This window comes from Microbulbifer variabilis (assembly GCF_056232115.1).
Genome location: NZ_CP174325.1, coordinates 2,819,991 through 2,837,821 on the forward strand (window position 1 = coordinate 2,819,991; position 17,831 = coordinate 2,837,821).

The following is a 17,831-nucleotide window of genomic DNA, read 5'->3' on the forward strand; positions in this document are numbered from 1 at the left end:
TGTAGAAATTGTAGCACCAGAATGTATGCAACCTACCCTACCTGAAAACCAGTGGAACACAACAGACGACCAGCTTTTGTGTATAGAGGCAGGATGAACCCCATGCGTACCCTGAATGGTTAAACACTTGTTGCAAATCGGGCAACGAACCCAAAACGTCAATACGAAATGAATAATTGCAAAAAAGAAAAAACAGCCAAAGATCAAATAGTAGATGGGTATCTCATAAGTAACATCTAAGTAACCAAGAACAAAGGATGCAATCATACCCCCAAGAAACAACCAAGCAATATATGTGGCTATTGCATTCAGCTTTCCGAGTACAAAACTCTCCAAGATTTATAACGCCCGGCTCAACGGCGAGCGTAGCGAGTCCGGTGGAGGCCGCAGGCCGGAACGAAATGCAGCCGCTTGTTAGGTGTATTTTGCCAAGTTTCTTTCATACTCTCTTATGAGCTTTTCTCTTTCTTTATTAAAAGGCCTACGCTTTAGCTTTTCAATATTCTTCTTTGCCTCGTGAACAGCTTCGACCATGAGAGCTCTTCTTTCTCGAAAGTAGTCTTGACGAAAAGCTAGGATTTCTTCTCTTAATTGTTGCCACTCTTTGATCTTTCGTTTTGCCGGGACTCTAATAGTTGGGCCTATAAACTTCATGACTGAACCACAGTGCTGGCACTTAACGTCACCTTCCATACCAATTGTATCAGGACAATAGTATGTAATACCTTTCCATGTATGCCTTCTCGTAGAAACTCTACAATCAAAGCAAACCCAATTTCCTTTACAAGCCATAGTTGATTTCCTGACTAGCACCGAACGCCTAGCCGCACGGGCCGGAGGTGCGAAGCACCGGAGGTCTAAAAAATGCGCAGCATTTTTGATCGTGCCGGCTCTTGTTACAACTTTATCTGCTCCTAGTTTGTGTACCACGATCTTTCTTCGGCTGTAATATCCAATATTTCCCAGCTCAACTGCTCAGATACTACTAATACCTTTGCATCGCCTTCCGAAACATCAACATGCCACAGCTCATCAACCTCTATATTCTGTAGAACATCTGAATGTATAAGTCCCTCGAATGAATTCTTCTTTTTCAGGCTTATACTTGTCTCGAAAACAACATACATGGGCAAATCATCAGGATCTTATTTGACAGAGAATTTTATGGGGCGTTTACACCTTACTAGTACTTTCTTTCCAACACCTACAACATAGAAGGCTAAAAGTATTGTACTGCCATCATTACCGAACTCGACCTTGATATCTAGATCAGCATTATCTAACCACTTTCTACAAATTTCGTTCAGGTCTTTCATAATTTCTAGTTGTAACGCCGGTAGCAAAGGCGAGCGTTAGCGAGTCCAGCCCGCGCCTTTTGCGGGCGATTTTGCCTACCATTGTTATATTTTTTTTGATTTAAATACATAGTACCTGAACACTATTGCTTGAGCAGTTGCAGCTAGACCGAAAATAATACCAGCCTCTATGCTACTAACTACTGAAACAACCAAAGAAACACTTACACCAGCTAATAAATAATATATGAACTTTGGCTGAGACCAATTGCATACCGCCCAATGAAATGGGAGACCGATTACGAGCCAACCGACAACAGATATAACCAAATATACAGTAGCGAAAAGCCCAAATATGGCAATGAAATCTTGAGGTGGATAAGTAAGGATAGGAATGCCAATTTCATAGAATGAATAAGCAACCACAAAGAGTAAAACCCAACCCACACTGCGAATTATTGCGCCATCCCAATTACCCAAACTATGTGGCTCCTATGCCCGCTGAAATATAACGCCCAAAGCAGCGGCGCGCGTTAGCGCGTCCAGCCCGAAGGGCGATGCTGCCTTTACTTGTTAGCAGTTGATCAGTGCGCCATAACTTGATGAACGATTTCATGAACACGCTCCATTGTGATGCCTGACTGCTGCTCTAGTGATAGTGGGTGCTCTGTGGGCTCAAGCGATATTAGCGGAACTTGGCCAACGGCTTGAGACTGAACGCTAGTTTTTAGGTGCAGAGTATCTGGATAGCATGGTAGAGATGTTGATAGCCAGCCAAAATATGGCTCACAGTTTTCCCTACCCTCGGATTCCCAGTTCTCACTCATGTGTGCAAAGCTTGCCTCACTTAAGGACGCCCAAACCGACCAGATAAATACCTCTTCACTATCAGTAACTGGAAGCTCAATATGGCCACGCACAAAATAGTGCTCTCCGTCGACGATACATTGGTCTGCGTTCTCAGCCACACGCTCATCAAACTCTTCGGGAGGCACAATAAGTGCGGCCGGTGAACCGCTGCCAAAACACATTGGCACTTCGGCTAGATCACAGTTACATACTTTACATTTACTCATGGCTTAAGACTGCTAACGCCGCAAGCAAAGGCGCGCGTTAGCGCGTCCAGCCCGCAGGGCGATTTTGCCTTGCCTTGTTAAATGCTTACGCACTAGAGCTACCTGAATAGAGATGGTTAACACAGTAAGCACTACCTTTTACTTGCTTGATATCACAGCCCGACCACATGCATGATTCATTGGTAAGACCGCCGCGGTTTTGAACCATTTGCTCTTTTATGAGTGACTCACTATCAAATGCTTCCCAGTTTTCGGATGAGGGAATTTTTACTGCATAGCAGGTTTGATATTTATCCCACTCATCGACTTTGTAGAGTTGCTTGCAATCCGGACATTGCATTAACAAAACCCAATTACCAACATTCAGTTGATTTAGCTTTGATTTGAAATCAGAGTGATTGTTGCTGATATCAATTAAAGCGGGTTGTTCTTTGCAATTGCACATAGGTTCCCTTGGCATTTAACAGTGTATTCAAAAGCAGCTGCATTATATCACCAGTTAATATACCCCAAGAGTAGAAGGCTTCTCTAGCCAGAAAAAAGCATATAAATCAGTATGTTAGCCAGCACTGGTGGAAAATTAATCTAGTGGATATATCGCGACTGAATTATATCCTGATATTTTGCTGCATTTGATCACAGGCGTAAATCATTCAAAATCAATAAGTTAGCGATTTTTTTACTGTGGATATGTGCGGCTGCTCTTGATCTTTGATATGGGTAGCATGAAAAGTCAACAAGGTATATACAAAAATAACAAATTCAAGTTACTACGGTTGATATTTGCCCAAAGCTATCTGTTAAACCAGAGTGTCTGGTCGATATTCTGGTGCAGCCTATTTCAAATAGTGTTTATCGTACCAGAAGGCTTCTAACTTAGATCATGGGTGAAAATAACACTATTGCTACGAATAGAATGCCGACCAAGATCCCACAGCAATATTTTAAAAGTCTGTAAGATATTTAGGTTGTTGAGAGATCTTTTCTATTGATGCGTGGGAAATATTTCAAGTAGCAATACTACTATTGTTTTTTGTATTCTAACGTGAGAAACGCTGAAGAGTTCTAATTTAAGTGGCCATTTTTATGTGTGACTGAAATTTTTCAAAGCGTGAATAGCCAAAAATATAGGTGCAGAAATAATTTTATTAGATTTGTTTAAGTGTTAAAACTGCGTAATATCTATAGATATTTATTAGTATAACGTGTAGCAATATGGTTTTGTCGCACCTGCTGGGCCCAATAAGCAGGCTATTTCCCCTGGGAGTAAGAGGGAAACAGATTCGATCACGTGTTCTGCCTCTGCGTTGGAGAGATTGCCAAAGCGGGACAGTAGCTTGACCTCCTTTTGGGAGCCGAATGTGACGGGCGTCCATCTTAGGAGGGAATAACACTTTCCTGCAGGTAAGGTGTTCCAATTGACCTTTGGGGGGCGGCGGTATGCAGACAGGAAATTTTTAAAAATTGCTGACAACGCTGTCATCAATCTTGTAGTATGGCTACAAATAGTTAGCGCAGGAGCGTTTATTGCTCTTCTGGCGTTACTTCCGGGGGACTGGGAATCCCGGATGTAGTACATAACAATACAAATTCTTAGAGGCCGTTTCTGATGGCTGCGTTGGGAGACAGGGAAATTCTTTATATCGGTATCGATGGAGGCGGCAGTAAGTGCCGTGCTTCAATCCTCAACAGTGATAATCGGGTGTTGGGCACAGGGATATCAGGCCCCGCGAATCCACTCCACGGTTATGCGCAAACAATAGATTCGATTGTGCGCTCCGCCACGCTTGCGCTTTCTGATGCAGGCCTTCCGCCCCAAGCGCTCGGTGAACTCGTCGCCGGAGTTGGTCTTGCGGGCGTTAATATGCCAAGCCTCTACAATGAAATAGATGCCTGGGCGCACCCCTTCAAACAGATGTTCCTCACCACTGATCAGCACTCGGCCTGCCTTGGTGCGCATCGTGGTGGTGATGGGGCGGTCATTATTGCCGGTACCGGTTCTTGCGGTTACGCCTGGGTCAATGGTGAGGCTCGCCTTTTGGGCGGCCATGGGTTTCCCCATGGCGATAAGGGCAGCGGTGCCTGGATGGGGATGGAAGCGGTCAAGTACTTGTTTCTGGCCCTCGATGGTCTCGCTGAAGATTCCCGACTGAAAGATGAATTGCTGTCAGCGCTGGAAAGTGCCGATGCCCAGCAAGTGTTTGAGCGCATTGGTGGAAAATCCTCCAGTCATTATGCGCGCCTTGCGGTGCCGGTGGTGGAATATGCGGAAGCTGGTGATCCGGTTGCGCTGGCGATCGTGCGTGATGGTGCAAGTTACATCAGTGACCTTGCGGATAAATTATTTGAAATGAATGCTCCACGGCTTTCCCTGATCGGCGGCGTTGCACCGCGTCTGAAGCAGTGGATGGCTCCGCATGTTGTGGAGCGTGTGGCGGAAGCCCTGGACCCGCCGGAGTTTGGCTGTGTTTATTTTGCTCGCCAATGTGTTGCCGAGGCGGCGAGTGGCAGTGCAGGTCCTATCGATGCCGATGAAAAAGCATTGTTCGGATAATTGAAAAGATTGGTACGGAATTGAATTTTCCCGCTGGAGCCGTTAAGGGAGACAGGTCATGGCGATGACAATTATGGAAACCGAGGCCCGTGAAGCCCCGGATTGTATTGCAGAACAGCTGCAGAGTAATGCTGCGGTAATGGCCCAGCTGGGTGAACGCCTGCGCAACAAACCGCCGCGGTTTGTCATGATCGTGGGGCGTGGGTCCTCTGATCATGCGGGCGTGTTTACCAAATATCTGATTGAAATCGAGACGGGTACGCCGACTTTCGCTGCGGCGCCCTCTGTATCCAGTGTCTATGGGCGCACGCTCAAGCTGGAAGATTCCTTAGTCATCGTCATTTCCCAGTCGGGCCGTAGTCCTGACATCCTGGCTCAGGCGAAGATGGCTAAAGAGGCCGGTGCCTATACCGTCGCTTTTGTGAATGATGAATCGGCCCCGATCAAAGATATCGTCGATTTGATGGTGCCTTTGAAAGCCGGGCCGGAAAAAGCGGTCGCAGCGACCAAAAGCTATCTGGCGACGTTATCCGCGGTGCTGCAGTTGGTAGCCAACTGGAAGCAAGACGAAGAGATGCTGAAGGCTGTTGCTGAACTGCCGCAGGCGCTACGTGATGTGGTTTCCGCGGAGACCCAACTGCGTCCGGAAGATCTCGCTGCGGTGAAAAACCTGGTTGTGTTGGGTCGTGGACCGGGTTATGGCATTACCCGCGAGCTGGCGCTGAAGCTGAAGGAAGTCTGCAATATCCATGCAGAGCCTTTTTCCAGTGCGGAGTTCTTACATGGGCCGGTAACCCTGGTTGAGCAGCAGCTGACCGTGATCAATGTGCCGATTGAAGATGAATCTTATCAGGCGCATAGCGAACAAATCGCAGATATTATCCGTCGCGGTGGCACCCTGATTAATCTGCATGTGCCTGCAAAAGGCATACATCCACGCGTTGCTCCGCTACCTCTGTTGCAGCGTTTCTATATTGATGTAGCGCATATCGCTGTCAGCCGTGGGATTAACCCGGACGAGCCGGCAGGTCTGAAAAAAGTCACCCAGACGGTCTGAGTTTGACCGCTAGAGCAGGGGGGTTGCGCGTGGTTCAGGTGTTGCTGGCAGAGCGTTTGTTTGATGGTGAGCGGGTTCTCAATGATATCCCGGTCTCAATCAATGCCGATGGCAGAGTTGCTGCGATAGGTGGTGATGTGCCGGCTTCTGGCGCGGAGCGCTTGCCCGGTACCCTGGCGCCGGGCCTGATTGATGTTCAGGTCAATGGTGGTGGGGGTGCATTATTTAACAATGAACCGACGTTGGCATCGTTGCAGAAGATGGCCGGTGCGCATGCCGGTTTTGGCACCACGGGTATGTTGCCGACACTCATCACTGATGAGGTTGAAGTCATGCAGCGCGCGGCGGACGCGATTAGTACCGCCTTGCGTAAAAAAATACCCGGCATTATCGGTGTGCACTTTGAGGGGCCGCATCTCAGTACTCCGAAAAAGGGTACCCATGAAGCACGTTTTATTCGAGGTCTCAGTCAGGCAGAGCTGGATATTTATGCGCGTGACGACCTGGGTGTAAAAGTCGTGACGCTGGCACCTGAAAATGTTGCGCTGGAGGATATCCGCAAGCTGGCGTCGCTGGGCGTGCATGTGTGTCTTGGGCACTCAAATGCCGATGGGGCGACAACCGCTGCGGCATTGGAAGCGGGAGCGAGCGGATTTACCCATCTGTATAACGCGATGTCGCCGTTCCAGTCTCGGGAACCGGGTGTGGTCGGAACAGCGTTGATCAGCGACGATGCGTGGTGTGGTCTGATTGTTGACGGCCATCATGTTTGTGCGGGTGCAATTCGCCTGGCTCTGAAGGCCAAGCCCCGGGGGAAATTGATGCTGGTGACAGATGCCATGTCGCTAGTCGGTAGTGAAGAGACCAGCTTTCCTTTATTTGAGCGCGTGGTGACCCGCGAGGGTGACAAGTTGACTTCGACTACCGGAGAGCTGGCAGGTTCTCACCTCGATATGATCGGTGCCGTACGAAATATTCGAGACTGGTGTGATGTGCCACTGGAGGAAGCGCTGCGAATGGCCTCCCTTTATCCGGCGACGTTCCTCAGCGTGGAAGGTGGCCGACTGGCAGTGGGTGCGCCGGCAGACATGATTTTACTGGATAGCGAGTTGCAGGTACGCAGGACCTGGATTTCGGGCAGGGAGGTTCACAGCATTTGAAGTTTTTTTCGTAATACGTTCAAACAACAATAAATATAAAAGGTGCTTCTTATGGAATCCGCCGTTAGTGTTCAAAGAGAGACGCGCAGCAGCCTGTTGCCTATGGCAATTATCGGCATGCTGTTTTTCATTTTTGGTTTTGTGACCTGGCTGAATGGCTCGCTGATGCCGTTCCTGAAAGTGCTCTGTGATCTCACAGAATTCCAGGCGCTGTTCGTTACTTTTGCGTTTTATATTGCCTACACCGTCATGGCGTTGCCTATGTCGTTTATCCTGCGTAAAACGGGATACCGCGATGGCATGGCCATTGGCCTTGCGATCATGGCAGTCGCTGCGCTGATTTTTATTCCGGCTGTGCAAACCGGTAGCTACCTGGTTTTCCTGGTGGCTCTGTTTGGCCTGGGGGCTGGCCTGACCATTCTGCAAACGGCTTCAAACCCCTACGTGGTGAAGGTGGGGCCTGCTGAAAGCGCGGCCATGCGTATCGCCATCATGGGCATTATCAGTAAAAGCGCGGGTGTGCTCGCACCTTTGGCCTTTACAGCGCTTGTGCTGTCTGGCCTGACCGATTTCAATAGTGAATCACTGGCCGAACTGTCTGCGGCTGAACGGGAAGTCCAGTTGGCGGAAGTTTCCAGCCGCCTGATCATGCCTTACTTCTACATGGCGATTGCGCTGTTCGCGTTGGTTGGACTGGTGAAGTTTTCCGGCCTGCCGGAAATCGACGAAGATGACACTGGCCAATCTGAGGGAAGCTTCCTCGATATTCTGCGTTACCCCCAGGTTGTACTCGGCTCTCTGGCGCTGTTCGCCTACGTTGGTGTCGAGGTTATTGCGGGTGACACCATCGGCCTCTATGGCGAAGGTCTTGGTTTGTCCAATTACGCCGCCCTCACGTCCTACACCATGGTGTTTATGGTGATCGGTTACACCATTGGTGTTGTAGGGATTCCACGCTTTATCAGCCAGCAGCAAGCCCTGTTCGGGTCGGCGGTGGCTGGCAGCCTGTGTGTGGTCGGTGTGCTGTTTGGTTCACAGGAAAGTACTTTACTGGCCGATATCCTGTGGGGGTGGAGTGGTATCGCTCCAGTAGTCCCTGACACCATCACTTTCGTTGCCCTGATGGGGTTGTCGCACGCACTGGTGTGGCCTGCCGTCTGGCCTCTCGCCCTGGACGGTCTTGGACGTCTGACCGCGCAGGGGTCTGCGCTGTTGATTATGGGCATTGCCGGTGGGGCCATTATCCCAACCTTTGGTTTCGGTCCTCTGTCCGAAATCGCCGGTGAAGTGCGCACGGGCTACTGGGTAGCGCTGCCGTGCTACCTGTTCATCCTTTTCTATGCCCTGAAAGGGCACAAGATACGCAGCTGGAAATAATTCCGCTGCATGTTGCATCAGTCAGTTTGATTCTCGTCGTTGTATCCCTTTGGCTCGCGTGAACCTGCCCTCCTTAAAGGAGGGCTTTTTTTGGGGGGAGGTAAAAGTTGGAAGGATCAGTTGCCCGGAGCGCTTCCGCTCGAATCACGTACGATGAGCTCGGGAGTGAATTCACGTTGAATACCCGCTTCCTTGCTGGCGCTGGCGTTCTCACCGGATGTTTTACCGCGCGCTTTGCTCAGCACGAGTGCGGCAGCACACTTGGCAATTTCGTTGTTGGGCTGGTGCGCGGTTGTCAGTTTCGGCCAGGTCTGCCTGGAGAAAGGGCTATCTTCGAATCCTACGATGGAGAGCTGGGACGGGATGTCGACGTTCATTAATCGAGCGGCAAAGAGTGCACCGGCCGCCATTTCATCGTTGCTGGCGAAGATGGCACTGGGCGGGTTGTCAGTACCAAGCAATGCTTTGGCACCCTGAACGCCGGAATCAAACGAGTACTCTCCTTTGAGAATCAGGGATTCGTCCACAGGGAGGCCGGCTTCCTTCATGGCATGCCGATACCCGTCAAGACGACTGTGGGTAGAAATGTGTTCTTCTCCACCGCAGAGGAAGCCGATGCGCTTGTGGCCGAGCCCGATGAGGTGGCGGGTGATATCAAACGCGGCGGCAGAGTCGTCTACCTGAATGCAGTTGTCCTGGTCCTTTACATCCGCGGTTTTGGAAACGATGCGTACGTAGTCTGCGTTGAGATCCTGGAGTGTCTCGATCACGGCCGGTGTTTCTGAAAAAGGCGGAGTCAAAACGAGTCCGGCCACCTTTGAGTGTTCGACCAGATTTTTCAGTTCATCGTGGACCGATGCCGATTTGGAGTTACTGGGATGGATCAGCAACTCATAGCCCCTGGCCTTACAGGCATTGAGGATGCCGTTTTGCATGTCGATCACATAGTAGGCGTTCGGGTTGTCGTAAATAAACGCGATGGTATATGTCCGGGAGCTGGCCAAATTGCGGGCGGCCAGGTTGGGCTGGTAATTCAGGGCCTTGACCGCATCCTCGACCTTCTTTTTGGTTGCGGGGCGCACCGAGGGCTCATTGTTGATGACCCTGGATACGGTTTTTATGGATACTCCCGCATGCGCGGCGACGTCGTTAATGGTGGCTTTCATGGGGCCGTCTGGTCCTTGAACTGTTTCGTCGGCGCTTGTCGCTGCACCGTTGGTCTGTCCGCCATCCTAGCAGAAATGACCGGAAATTCGCCGTGAGTAGCGTAAGTAAGTGCTGGATTTGATGTGGATGAAGCTTGCGGAACGGCCCCCCGGATTTTCCGCCCTTGAGCTAACGGCTTTAAATTAAAGGGTTTTGGTATCTACGAGGTGCGGAATGTCGTTACATCAATCGCTCGGACCGAAGGTTTTTTTACTCCAAAGACGGTAGCAATTCCGGGTAATCCTGTGTATCTTCGATTATTTAGAATGACAGCGCTATCATAACCCTAAATGACAGCGCTATCATTTTGCGGTACGAGGTGAAATAAAAAAAATTACTCACAACCTTCATATAAATAATAAGCAAGGAAGGGGAAATCGATGCTAAAGCGCAATCAACTCGCTCTGTCTATCAGTGCAGCTGTACTTAGTGGTGGCCTGATGGCTCCGCTGGCGACTGCCCAGTCGGATGAAGCTATTGAGGAAGTCTCTGTAACCGGTATTCGTGGCTCTCTCCAGGATGCCTTGAGCACCAAGCGAAATGCTGGTGCAATTGTCGACGCAATTTCTGCGGAAGACGTCGGTAAGTTCCCGGACAAAAACATCGCTGAATCTCTATCCCGTATCACGGGTGTGGCGGTAAGCCGCGAGTTCGGTGAAGGGGAACGTGTTTCTATTCGTGGCGCGGGTCCAGATTACAACCGTACAACCCTGAACGGTCAATCTGTCGGTACTGCTGACTGGTTCATTCTGGATAATCCGTCTCGCAGCTTCAACTTTACCCTGCTGCCTTCCACCCTGATTTCCTCCCTTGAGGTGACCAAGAGCCCGCAGGCTTCTCAGGACGAGGGTTCCCTGGGCGGTACCGTTAACGTACGTACTCACCGTCCGCTTGACCTCGACGCGGGTCAGGCTGCGATTGCAGTAGAGAGCATCTACTCCGAAACTTCGGAAGAGTATGACCCGAGCATCTCTGGCCAGTACTCCTGGAAGAACGATAGCGAAACCTTTGGTGTGCTGGTATCTGCGGCCAAGCAGGACCGCACTGTTCAGCGTTCCGGTTTTGAAGTGCTGTCCTGGACCGACGAAGCCACTCCTGGCGTAATGGTTCCCGGCACCATGGGTACCCCGACTTTCTTTCAGGAGCGCGAGCGCGAAACTGTATTCCTGTCTGCTCAGCTGCGTCCGACCGACGAGCTGCAGCTGACTCTGGACGTGCTGGACACCAGCATGGACGCGGATAACATGAATGCCAACTGGCTGGTATTCGCAGGAGACAATGCGGTCGATCATGCAACTAATGGTCAGCTGAGTGGCAACAGTGTTGTGGCTTCCCAGATTTCTGGTGACGGCCGTGGTGTTGTGAACTGGATCAACCGCGTATCTTCCTCTGAATCTCAGTCCTATACCCTGACTGCCGAATATGTAACTGATGCATTCAGCGTTGATATTGTTGCCGGTAATACTTCTGCCAAGGGCGGTACCTATCGCGAGACTTCTTGGGAGTATGGTTGGTCCGGTGGCGACTATGAGTTTGACCTGAACGCGCCATCTCTCGACTCCAATCCTGCGCCTAGTGATGCAGATGCCTATGCCGCTGGCTGGATCTGGGGCGGTGAGCGCCCGACCACTGATGAAGAAACCTACTTCCAGGTAGATCTCGAGCTGCCGATAGAGGCGGGTGCATTTACCTCTATCGAGACAGGTGTCAAGGTTCGCAACGCCGAGCGTACCCAGCAGCGTATCGTATACAGCTGGCATGGTCCTGAGACTATGACTGGCAATGAGGATCTCGCTGGCTCATACCTTGATTATATCTTCGCAAATTGCCCGACTTTATCTTCTTGTGGTTTGAACTCTGGCGGCGTTGTGAGTTTTGATACGCCCGCCGGTGGTAACTCCACCACCGCACTGGCACAAATGCGTGACGTGATGGAGCAAATCGCGTTTGCTGGCTTGAACGGTGTCAGCGCCGATTACGCACGCTCTCTCGAGCTGGCCAATAACTGGGCAGTGGAGGAAGATATTTTTGCGGTATATGTTCAGGCGAATTTCGAGGGTGACAACTACCGCGGTAACTTCGGTCTGCGCTATGTGTCTACTGAGCAAGCCTCTTCCGGCTACGAGTTCAGCAGCGATTCCTGGGGCTTCCAAACGGTTGATCGCGATTGGTTGAATCCGTCTTACCTGGCCTGGGTCACGGAAGATAACGACTACAGCGAAATCCTGCCGAGCTTTAACATTGCTTATGATCTGAATGACGATATGGTGATTCGTACTGCGGTTGCCCGTGTTATGGCTCGTCAGAATTGGAACCAGATTTCTCCGTTCGAGACCTTTGGTGCTCTGAATGCACCGGACCCCCAGGGGCAGGCCGGTAACCCTCAGCTGGAGCCGTTCCTGGCGGACCAGTTAGACGTTTCCTACGAGTGGTACTACGGTGATGTGTCTGCGTTCTCCGCAACGACCTTTATTAAAAAGAACCACAGTTACCTGGCTCAGGAGACCTTTACCGAAGCGCGTTACGATGAACAGACTGCTACCTGGGTTGACGTTGACTTTAGTCGCCAGGTGAATGGTGATGGTGGCCTGGTCGCTGGTGTTGAGCTGGCTGTGCTGCACGACTTCGACAACGGCTTTGGTGTTCAGGCGAACTACACCTACACCGATACTGGTTCCGATAGTGTTGTTGGTATCTCCGATACCATGGCTAACCTGATGGGTTACTACGAAAACGATAACTTCGGTGCGCGGATGATGTACAACTATCGCTCGGAGTGGAGCAAGGGCTTCCATTGGAACGGTAACCCGCTGTCCAATGACGCGTTTGGTCAGCTGGATGCGAGCTTCTCGTACAACGTCACTGACAACGCACAGATCACTCTGGAGGCAGTGAACCTCACCAATGAGCAGGTCGTAGAGTACAGCGAATATGAAGATCGTCTCATGTCCCTGTATGAAAATGGCCGTCGCTTCGTTGTGGGAGCACGATACAATTTCTAATCGAAGTTGAATGGAAAAAGCCGGGCATTGCCCGGCTTTTTTTATCGCTGAATTATTGTAATTATGGGTGTTGATAAATATGAGTAGCAGTATTTTTATCCCGTATGACCGGTACTTTGATTGTGGAAGTCGCAAGCAGGGAGTGGAGCAAAGCCTGATGGAGGCTCCCTAGGGGCTGACAAACAGTTTTCGACGGTAAAGCCAGTGGAGAATAATCCACTGTACCGCCAGCACACCGATAACAATCACCAGGTTCCCGGCATCCGCAGAAGAAAATACAGAGGCAATGCCGCCAAACAGGCTCTTGCTTGTGTAGGTCCAGTTCACCAGGCTGCTGGCCATATACACCAGAATGGCATTGCAACCGATCACGGCAAACAGAGTGGTAAACCAGCGCCACTTCCATATATCCGAAATCAGGTAGAAGCAACCGAGGAACAGCAGGCTGCAACCAATGGTGACGAGGGAGAAGGATCCCGTCCATAAATCTTTATTCACCGGGTAAACCAGGTTCCAGGTCCAGCCGAGTGCGCTTAGGGTGATACCGGCGAGGAACAATCCCCTGAGCAGTTTGCCTGGCTGGTCTCGGTGCAGATGCAGCCAGCGGCCGGCAAAAACGCCGGCGAGGGCATTGGCGACGGCGGGCAGGGTAGACAGCAGCCCTTCAGGGTCGTACGGCTTGCCTTGATAAGTGATGCCCGGCAGGCAGCATTGGTCTAGCGCAGCGTTAATTGATCCCGAGATACTGAAATCCCCCAGTCCGAGTTGCAGGAGCCAGTAGCCAAGCAGGATACCCGCAAAAATCAGGTACTGGGCGATGGGGCGACAGTGCCAGACAATCAGTGCGGCAAAGAACCAGGCAAAGCCAATGCGGGCGAGAACACTGGCATAGCGTATTTCGGACAGGTCGGGGGGAACACTTGCGCCCCAGCCGTGGTTGTAAAGCACTCCGAGCCCCACAAGAATCAGCAGTCTTTTGATCGCTTTTTTGTAGGCGCTCTGGCGTTGTTGTGGTGGCTGGCCCCGCAAGGTTTTATTGGCCAGACCGAGGGTAACTCCGGAAAGAAAGATAAACAGTGGGAAGATCAGGTCATACAGGGTAAATCCATGCCATGTACTGTGCTGCATCTGTGCCTGTCCCCACGCAAAAGCACCGAGCCCGGTCAGGGACAGCAGCGGGGCGAACAGGGATTCGCCCCCAATAATCCAGAACATATCAAAGCCACGCAAGGCATCGACGGATGCCAGGCGCCTGTGGCTAGTGGGAGAGTAGTTGGTCTGTTGTTGCATGCTACCGCTTGATTCCGTACCAGGATTCATGAGTGCGAGGCGGTCATTGTTGTGCGTGCAGTTCGGGAAGTTGCGCTTACGAGCATGAGAAAAATTCCTTGGTCAAAAAAAAGGCCCCGGAGACCGGGGCAAGTACAGGAGTAATAACCTGTAACGTCTTCAGAGAGAAATTGGCAACATCCTGTTGTAACAACGGAGGGCTTCCTGCCCCCGCTAAAACTCAGTTCACGTTGCAGACAAATTCCCAGCTGCCATCGGGGCTTCCTGGAACCGAATTTGTCCACCACTTTGCTCGGTATACGCTGCCATCATGAATGATTTGTTGACCGCCGCTGGCGTGATCGCCAGAGGGCCACTGTGGATAGGTCACCAGTCCGCTGGTATCGATACCGGCGTCGGCGCAGCTGGTCCCTCCGCTGCCTCCGCCAGTGCCGCCGTCGCCACTACCCGCAGGCGTCGCCAGAGGCAGTTCCGGATGCTCGAATGCCAGTGCGTACGTTGTACCGTTCACGGTGGCTGTGTAGGCCTGAGGGCCTGAAACGGGCAGGTAGTAATTCATGGTCATATCCCAGGTCTCGCCATCGGCAAGATCCTGCCAGCCCGGCAGGGCGAAGCGCACGCGGTGGAATTCGTTCTCGAGTCCGCCGACATTGCCGCCACCGGAATTGGCCCCGTCCTCAATGACTTCGAGACCGGCACCACTCTGATCGGTAATGATGTTGGATGTCGACGTCGGCATATCGAACTCAAATACAGTACCGCCGGGCAACACACCACCGGTGTTATTGGTAATGTACAGCTTGGGGTTTAGCGGGTAGTTCTGGTCGCCGAGTTTGAATCCGGAAATTTCGATACCCACATCGATCGCTTCAGAAGGGATTACGCGATCACTGCGCTGCTCGCGATAGGGCACTGCACTGGCAAATTTGTCGTAGGCGAGGGTCGTCAGGGTGGAGCCCATATAGTACTCGCCTTTGGCGGCATCCCAGTCGTAGTCACCGGCGAGTTCCCAGAACATGATGCCACCGACACCCTGGTCGATGACGTACTGTACCTTCGCGTCCATTGACTCTTCGTCTTCTGTGGAAATATACACATTCTTGGTGCTGTTCCAGAGCCACGGCGCTTCAGACACGGCATCGTAGTTACGTACGTAAGTGCCGACAAACGCATCGTCCGGGTCGCCTGCTGGATCGAGCCCGTAGTCCGTGACATAGGAACCGAGAATGCCATTTTCCAGATTCTTGGCATGCCACATAGGGTTGGAGCCCGCGCCCATTTCCACGCTGTTTTCGTCCAGGTCGTGCCACATGTTGTCGATGCCAATGGCACCGTAACCGCACTTGGCAGAGCCGCCGGTACCGGTCGGACAATCGGACTGGTTTGGCAGTGCGGCAGAGCCGCCCAGGCCGTTGTTGCCACCGCTCACGCCCTGCCAGCCTCGGGTGTAGTAGGGAATACCGATATTAATTCGGCCCGGGGACATGGATCCGCGGAAGTACTTCACAGCCCAGTCGATATTCAGGTAGCCAATACCACCATACTGGGAAGTGGAGTAAACACTCGCGGCGGCCAGTTCCGGATCTTCGCCGTTGTCGAACAGTGCGGAGTTGTGGCCCACATATTCATTCCACGCGCCGTGCAGGTCGTAGGTCATGATGTTGACGTAGTCCAGATACTGGGTGATCTGCATGGTTTCCATGCCGCGCAGCAGGTATCCGGAGGACGGCGAGGCGATGGTCAGCATGTAGTGGGTGCCATCTTGCTCACCCGCGATGTCCAGCTTTTCACGCAATACACGCATCAGCTCCACATAAGATTTCATGAGAGAACCGCGCAGCGGATTGGCGATGCCAAAGTCCAGCGGGTTGCCGGCATCGTTCATTGAGGTGGGATATTCGTAATCGATATCGACGCCGTCAAAGCCATACTGGCGGATAAAGTCCACAGCGGAGTTGGCGAACGTTTCAATGCCGGCATGGTTGATGCTGCCATCGGCATTAGTAGTCATGGTATAGAAACCACCATTGGCAACACGATCACCAGATTCGTTGAAGTAACCACCGGTTTCTGCCCAGCCACCGACGGAAATGAGGGTGCGCACTTCAGGATGCTGCTTCTTGAATTTGCTCAGCAGGTTGAAGTGGCCCTGATAGCTGAAGTCCGCATCCATCTCTGCGCCACTGACGCCGGGCCAAGTCATGCCGGTGGCAGGGTTGGCGGGATCGGCGGTGTTGCCAACGGATACTTCGTTGCTGTCATTGATATGGGCGAAAGCGTAATTAATGTGGGTGATCTTGTCCCAGGGGATATCGTTCACCAGGTAGGTGGGCTGTCCATTGGCACCGTTTCTCCAACTGGTGAAGTAACCAATGATCCGGCGCGGATGATCGGCCCCCATGATCTCCCGGCCTTCTGCGGTATAAATATCGCAGTAGTCCGGTGCCGCCCCGGGGCTGGTAAACAAGCCATCGGGACGACAGGGGAAGTCACCCGCTACGGGTTCACCGTTTACGGTGATTGAAACCGGCGCGGAGTCAGTGGACTGGTTAGCGGTATCGAATGCTCTCGCGAAAATGGAGGCATTGCCGGGAGTGGCGACCCAATCGATACTAAACGGCGCACTGGAATCTTCGCCCACTTTCTGCCCGGCGACAAAGAACTCCACTTTGGAAATCGCACCTTCTGTATCGCTGGCTGTGGCCGCGATGCTGACACTGGTGCCTTCATCAAACACGCTACCGTCGACAGGATTATTCAGGGTTACGGTTGGCGGGATATCGGGTGTGGTGACGTTGATATTGGCTGAGTCTGATTGAGTGCTTTGGCCATCGTTGTCGGTGGCCGTTGCGTACAGGACATGGCTGCCTTCGGTCGCTGTCCACTCGATCGCGTAGGGTGCGCTGGTGTCACTCCCCAGGCTGTTACTGTCGACGAAAAACTCTACCGAAGTGATGCTGCCATCTGCGTCACTGGCGCTGGCTGTGAGGGATACAGTCGCACCGGTATCCAATTGCGTACCGTCTATCGGGTTGTCGAGCGAGATGACTGGGGCCTGTGGGCCGCTCACGGTGATGGTGACATTCGTGGTGAACGCGTCCTGTCCCGTGTCGTCCACTATGCGTGCGCGCAACACGGGGTTGCCGGCAACGGCGGTCCAGCTGGCCTGCCAGGGTGCGCTGGTATCTGTACTGATAGCGCTACCATCGACGAAAAATTCCACACTGACGACCTGGCTATCATCGCTCGCGTCCACGGTAATGATAACGCTGTCATTTTCGCTAAATGTCATACCGTTGGTGGGGGCGGTGATGGAGCCGGCTGGAGGCTGGTCAACAGCACCCTCACAGGCGCCTTGCAGCGTCCATTCCTGATACTGGCCGGAGAACTGCTCCGGATTCTGGTTCTGTGTCCACCAGTTGGCCCGATAAGCGTTGCTGTTGTACTGGACTTCTGCACCGCCGTTGTAGGCGGTTGCGGCATCCCAGTCCGGGAGGCCTGTGCAGTCCACGGCATGCGCCTGGCCTGCGGCAAAGATCGCCACGGCAAGACTGCCGAGCGCGAGAAAGTGTTTCATTGGGTTCACCTTGAGTAAGTTATTTTTGTTGTTGGTCATCGGCAGTTAGGTGACGCGATTGCCAAAATGACATCGCTGTCAAAATATCATCGCTTATAGGGAATCGCAATGCAGAAAGGGAAGAATTACTACGGGGTAAAGACAATTAAAATGAAAGTTCCGCCACTGGAGTTGATATGAGACCCGTATCACGATCAAAGCGGAACATTAAGAGAATATGACTGAGGCAAGACATTG

12 protein-coding genes are annotated in these 17,831 nt (G+C 52.0%); 5 read left to right on the top strand and 7 right to left on the bottom strand.

Going from position 1 to position 17,831, the window contains the following annotated elements; genetic code table 11:
• Positions 1–414: 414 nt before the first annotated feature.
• The 4 genes from ACJJI7_RS12455 to ACJJI7_RS12470 all read right to left on the bottom strand — a co-directional run bounded on the left by ACJJI7_RS12455 (position 415) and on the right by ACJJI7_RS12470 (position 2,816).
• The gene (locus ACJJI7_RS12455) at positions 415–792 is read right to left on the bottom strand and encodes a hypothetical protein (protein ID WP_444902032.1); all 378 of its coding nucleotides are present in this window, start codon (positions 790–792) and stop codon (positions 415–417) included.
• A gap of 608 nt (positions 793–1,400) precedes the next feature.
• Positions 1,401–1,775 carry a hypothetical protein gene (locus ACJJI7_RS12460; RefSeq protein ID WP_444902031.1) on the bottom strand — a complete coding sequence of 125 codons (375 nt, stop codon included), beginning with the start codon at positions 1,773–1,775 and terminating at the stop codon, positions 1,401–1,403.
• Positions 1,776–1,879: 104 nt separating this feature from the next.
• Entirely contained in the window at positions 1,880–2,371 is a 492-nt protein-coding gene (locus ACJJI7_RS12465; protein WP_444902030.1) for a DUF2199 domain-containing protein, read from the bottom strand.
• 85 nt (positions 2,372–2,456) lie between these two features.
• On the bottom strand, positions 2,457–2,816 hold the full coding sequence (locus tag ACJJI7_RS12470) for a hypothetical protein (protein WP_444902029.1): 360 nt from the start codon (positions 2,814–2,816) through the stop codon (positions 2,457–2,459).
• A gap of 1,164 nt (positions 2,817–3,980) precedes the next feature.
• On the opposite strand from ACJJI7_RS12470, the gene nagK reads away from it, so the two are divergent.
• From nagK to ACJJI7_RS12490, 4 genes are read left to right on the top strand one after another with little or no spacing between them, the layout of a single operon-like run.
• Positions 3,981–4,925, top strand: a complete 945-nt coding sequence (gene nagK, locus ACJJI7_RS12475; protein ID WP_444902028.1) for an N-acetylglucosamine kinase — start codon at positions 3,981–3,983, stop codon at positions 4,923–4,925.
• Between the two features lie 58 nt (positions 4,926–4,983).
• Positions 4,984–5,982 carry a glucosamine-6-phosphate deaminase NagB-II gene (gene nagB-II, locus ACJJI7_RS12480; protein WP_444902027.1) on the top strand — a complete coding sequence of 333 codons (999 nt, stop codon included), beginning with the start codon at positions 4,984–4,986 and terminating at the stop codon, positions 5,980–5,982.
• Positions 5,983–6,011: 29 nt separating this feature from the next.
• Entirely contained in the window at positions 6,012–7,142 is a 1,131-nt protein-coding gene (nagA, locus tag ACJJI7_RS12485; RefSeq protein WP_444902026.1) for an N-acetylglucosamine-6-phosphate deacetylase, read from the top strand.
• 51 nt (positions 7,143–7,193) lie between these two features.
• On the top strand, positions 7,194–8,519 hold the full coding sequence (locus tag ACJJI7_RS12490) for a sugar MFS transporter (RefSeq protein ID WP_444902025.1): 1,326 nt from the start codon (positions 7,194–7,196) through the stop codon (positions 8,517–8,519).
• A 116-nt stretch (positions 8,520–8,635) separates the two neighbouring features.
• Here the strand turns inward: ACJJI7_RS12490 and ACJJI7_RS12495 are convergent, their stop codons facing one another.
• Positions 8,636–9,685: a LacI family DNA-binding transcriptional regulator gene (locus ACJJI7_RS12495; RefSeq protein WP_444902024.1), complete on the bottom strand. Its 1,050-nt coding sequence runs from the start codon at positions 9,683–9,685 to the stop codon at positions 8,636–8,638.
• Between the two features lie 420 nt (positions 9,686–10,105).
• Between ACJJI7_RS12495 and ACJJI7_RS12500 the strand changes: the two genes are divergently transcribed.
• Positions 10,106–12,727, top strand: a complete 2,622-nt coding sequence (locus ACJJI7_RS12500) for a TonB-dependent receptor (RefSeq protein ID WP_444902023.1) — start codon at positions 10,106–10,108, stop codon at positions 12,725–12,727.
• Between the two features lie 168 nt (positions 12,728–12,895).
• Here the strand turns inward: ACJJI7_RS12500 and nagX are convergent, their stop codons facing one another.
• Positions 12,896–14,017 carry a transmembrane glucosamine N-acetyltransferase NagX gene (gene nagX / locus ACJJI7_RS12505; RefSeq protein ID WP_444902022.1) on the bottom strand — a complete coding sequence of 374 codons (1,122 nt, stop codon included), beginning with the start codon at positions 14,015–14,017 and terminating at the stop codon, positions 12,896–12,898.
• Between the two features lie 220 nt (positions 14,018–14,237).
• Positions 14,238–17,594: a chitinase C-terminal domain-containing protein gene (locus ACJJI7_RS12510; protein ID WP_444902021.1), complete on the bottom strand. Its 3,357-nt coding sequence runs from the start codon at positions 17,592–17,594 to the stop codon at positions 14,238–14,240.
• Positions 17,595–17,831: the final 237 nt, after the last annotated feature.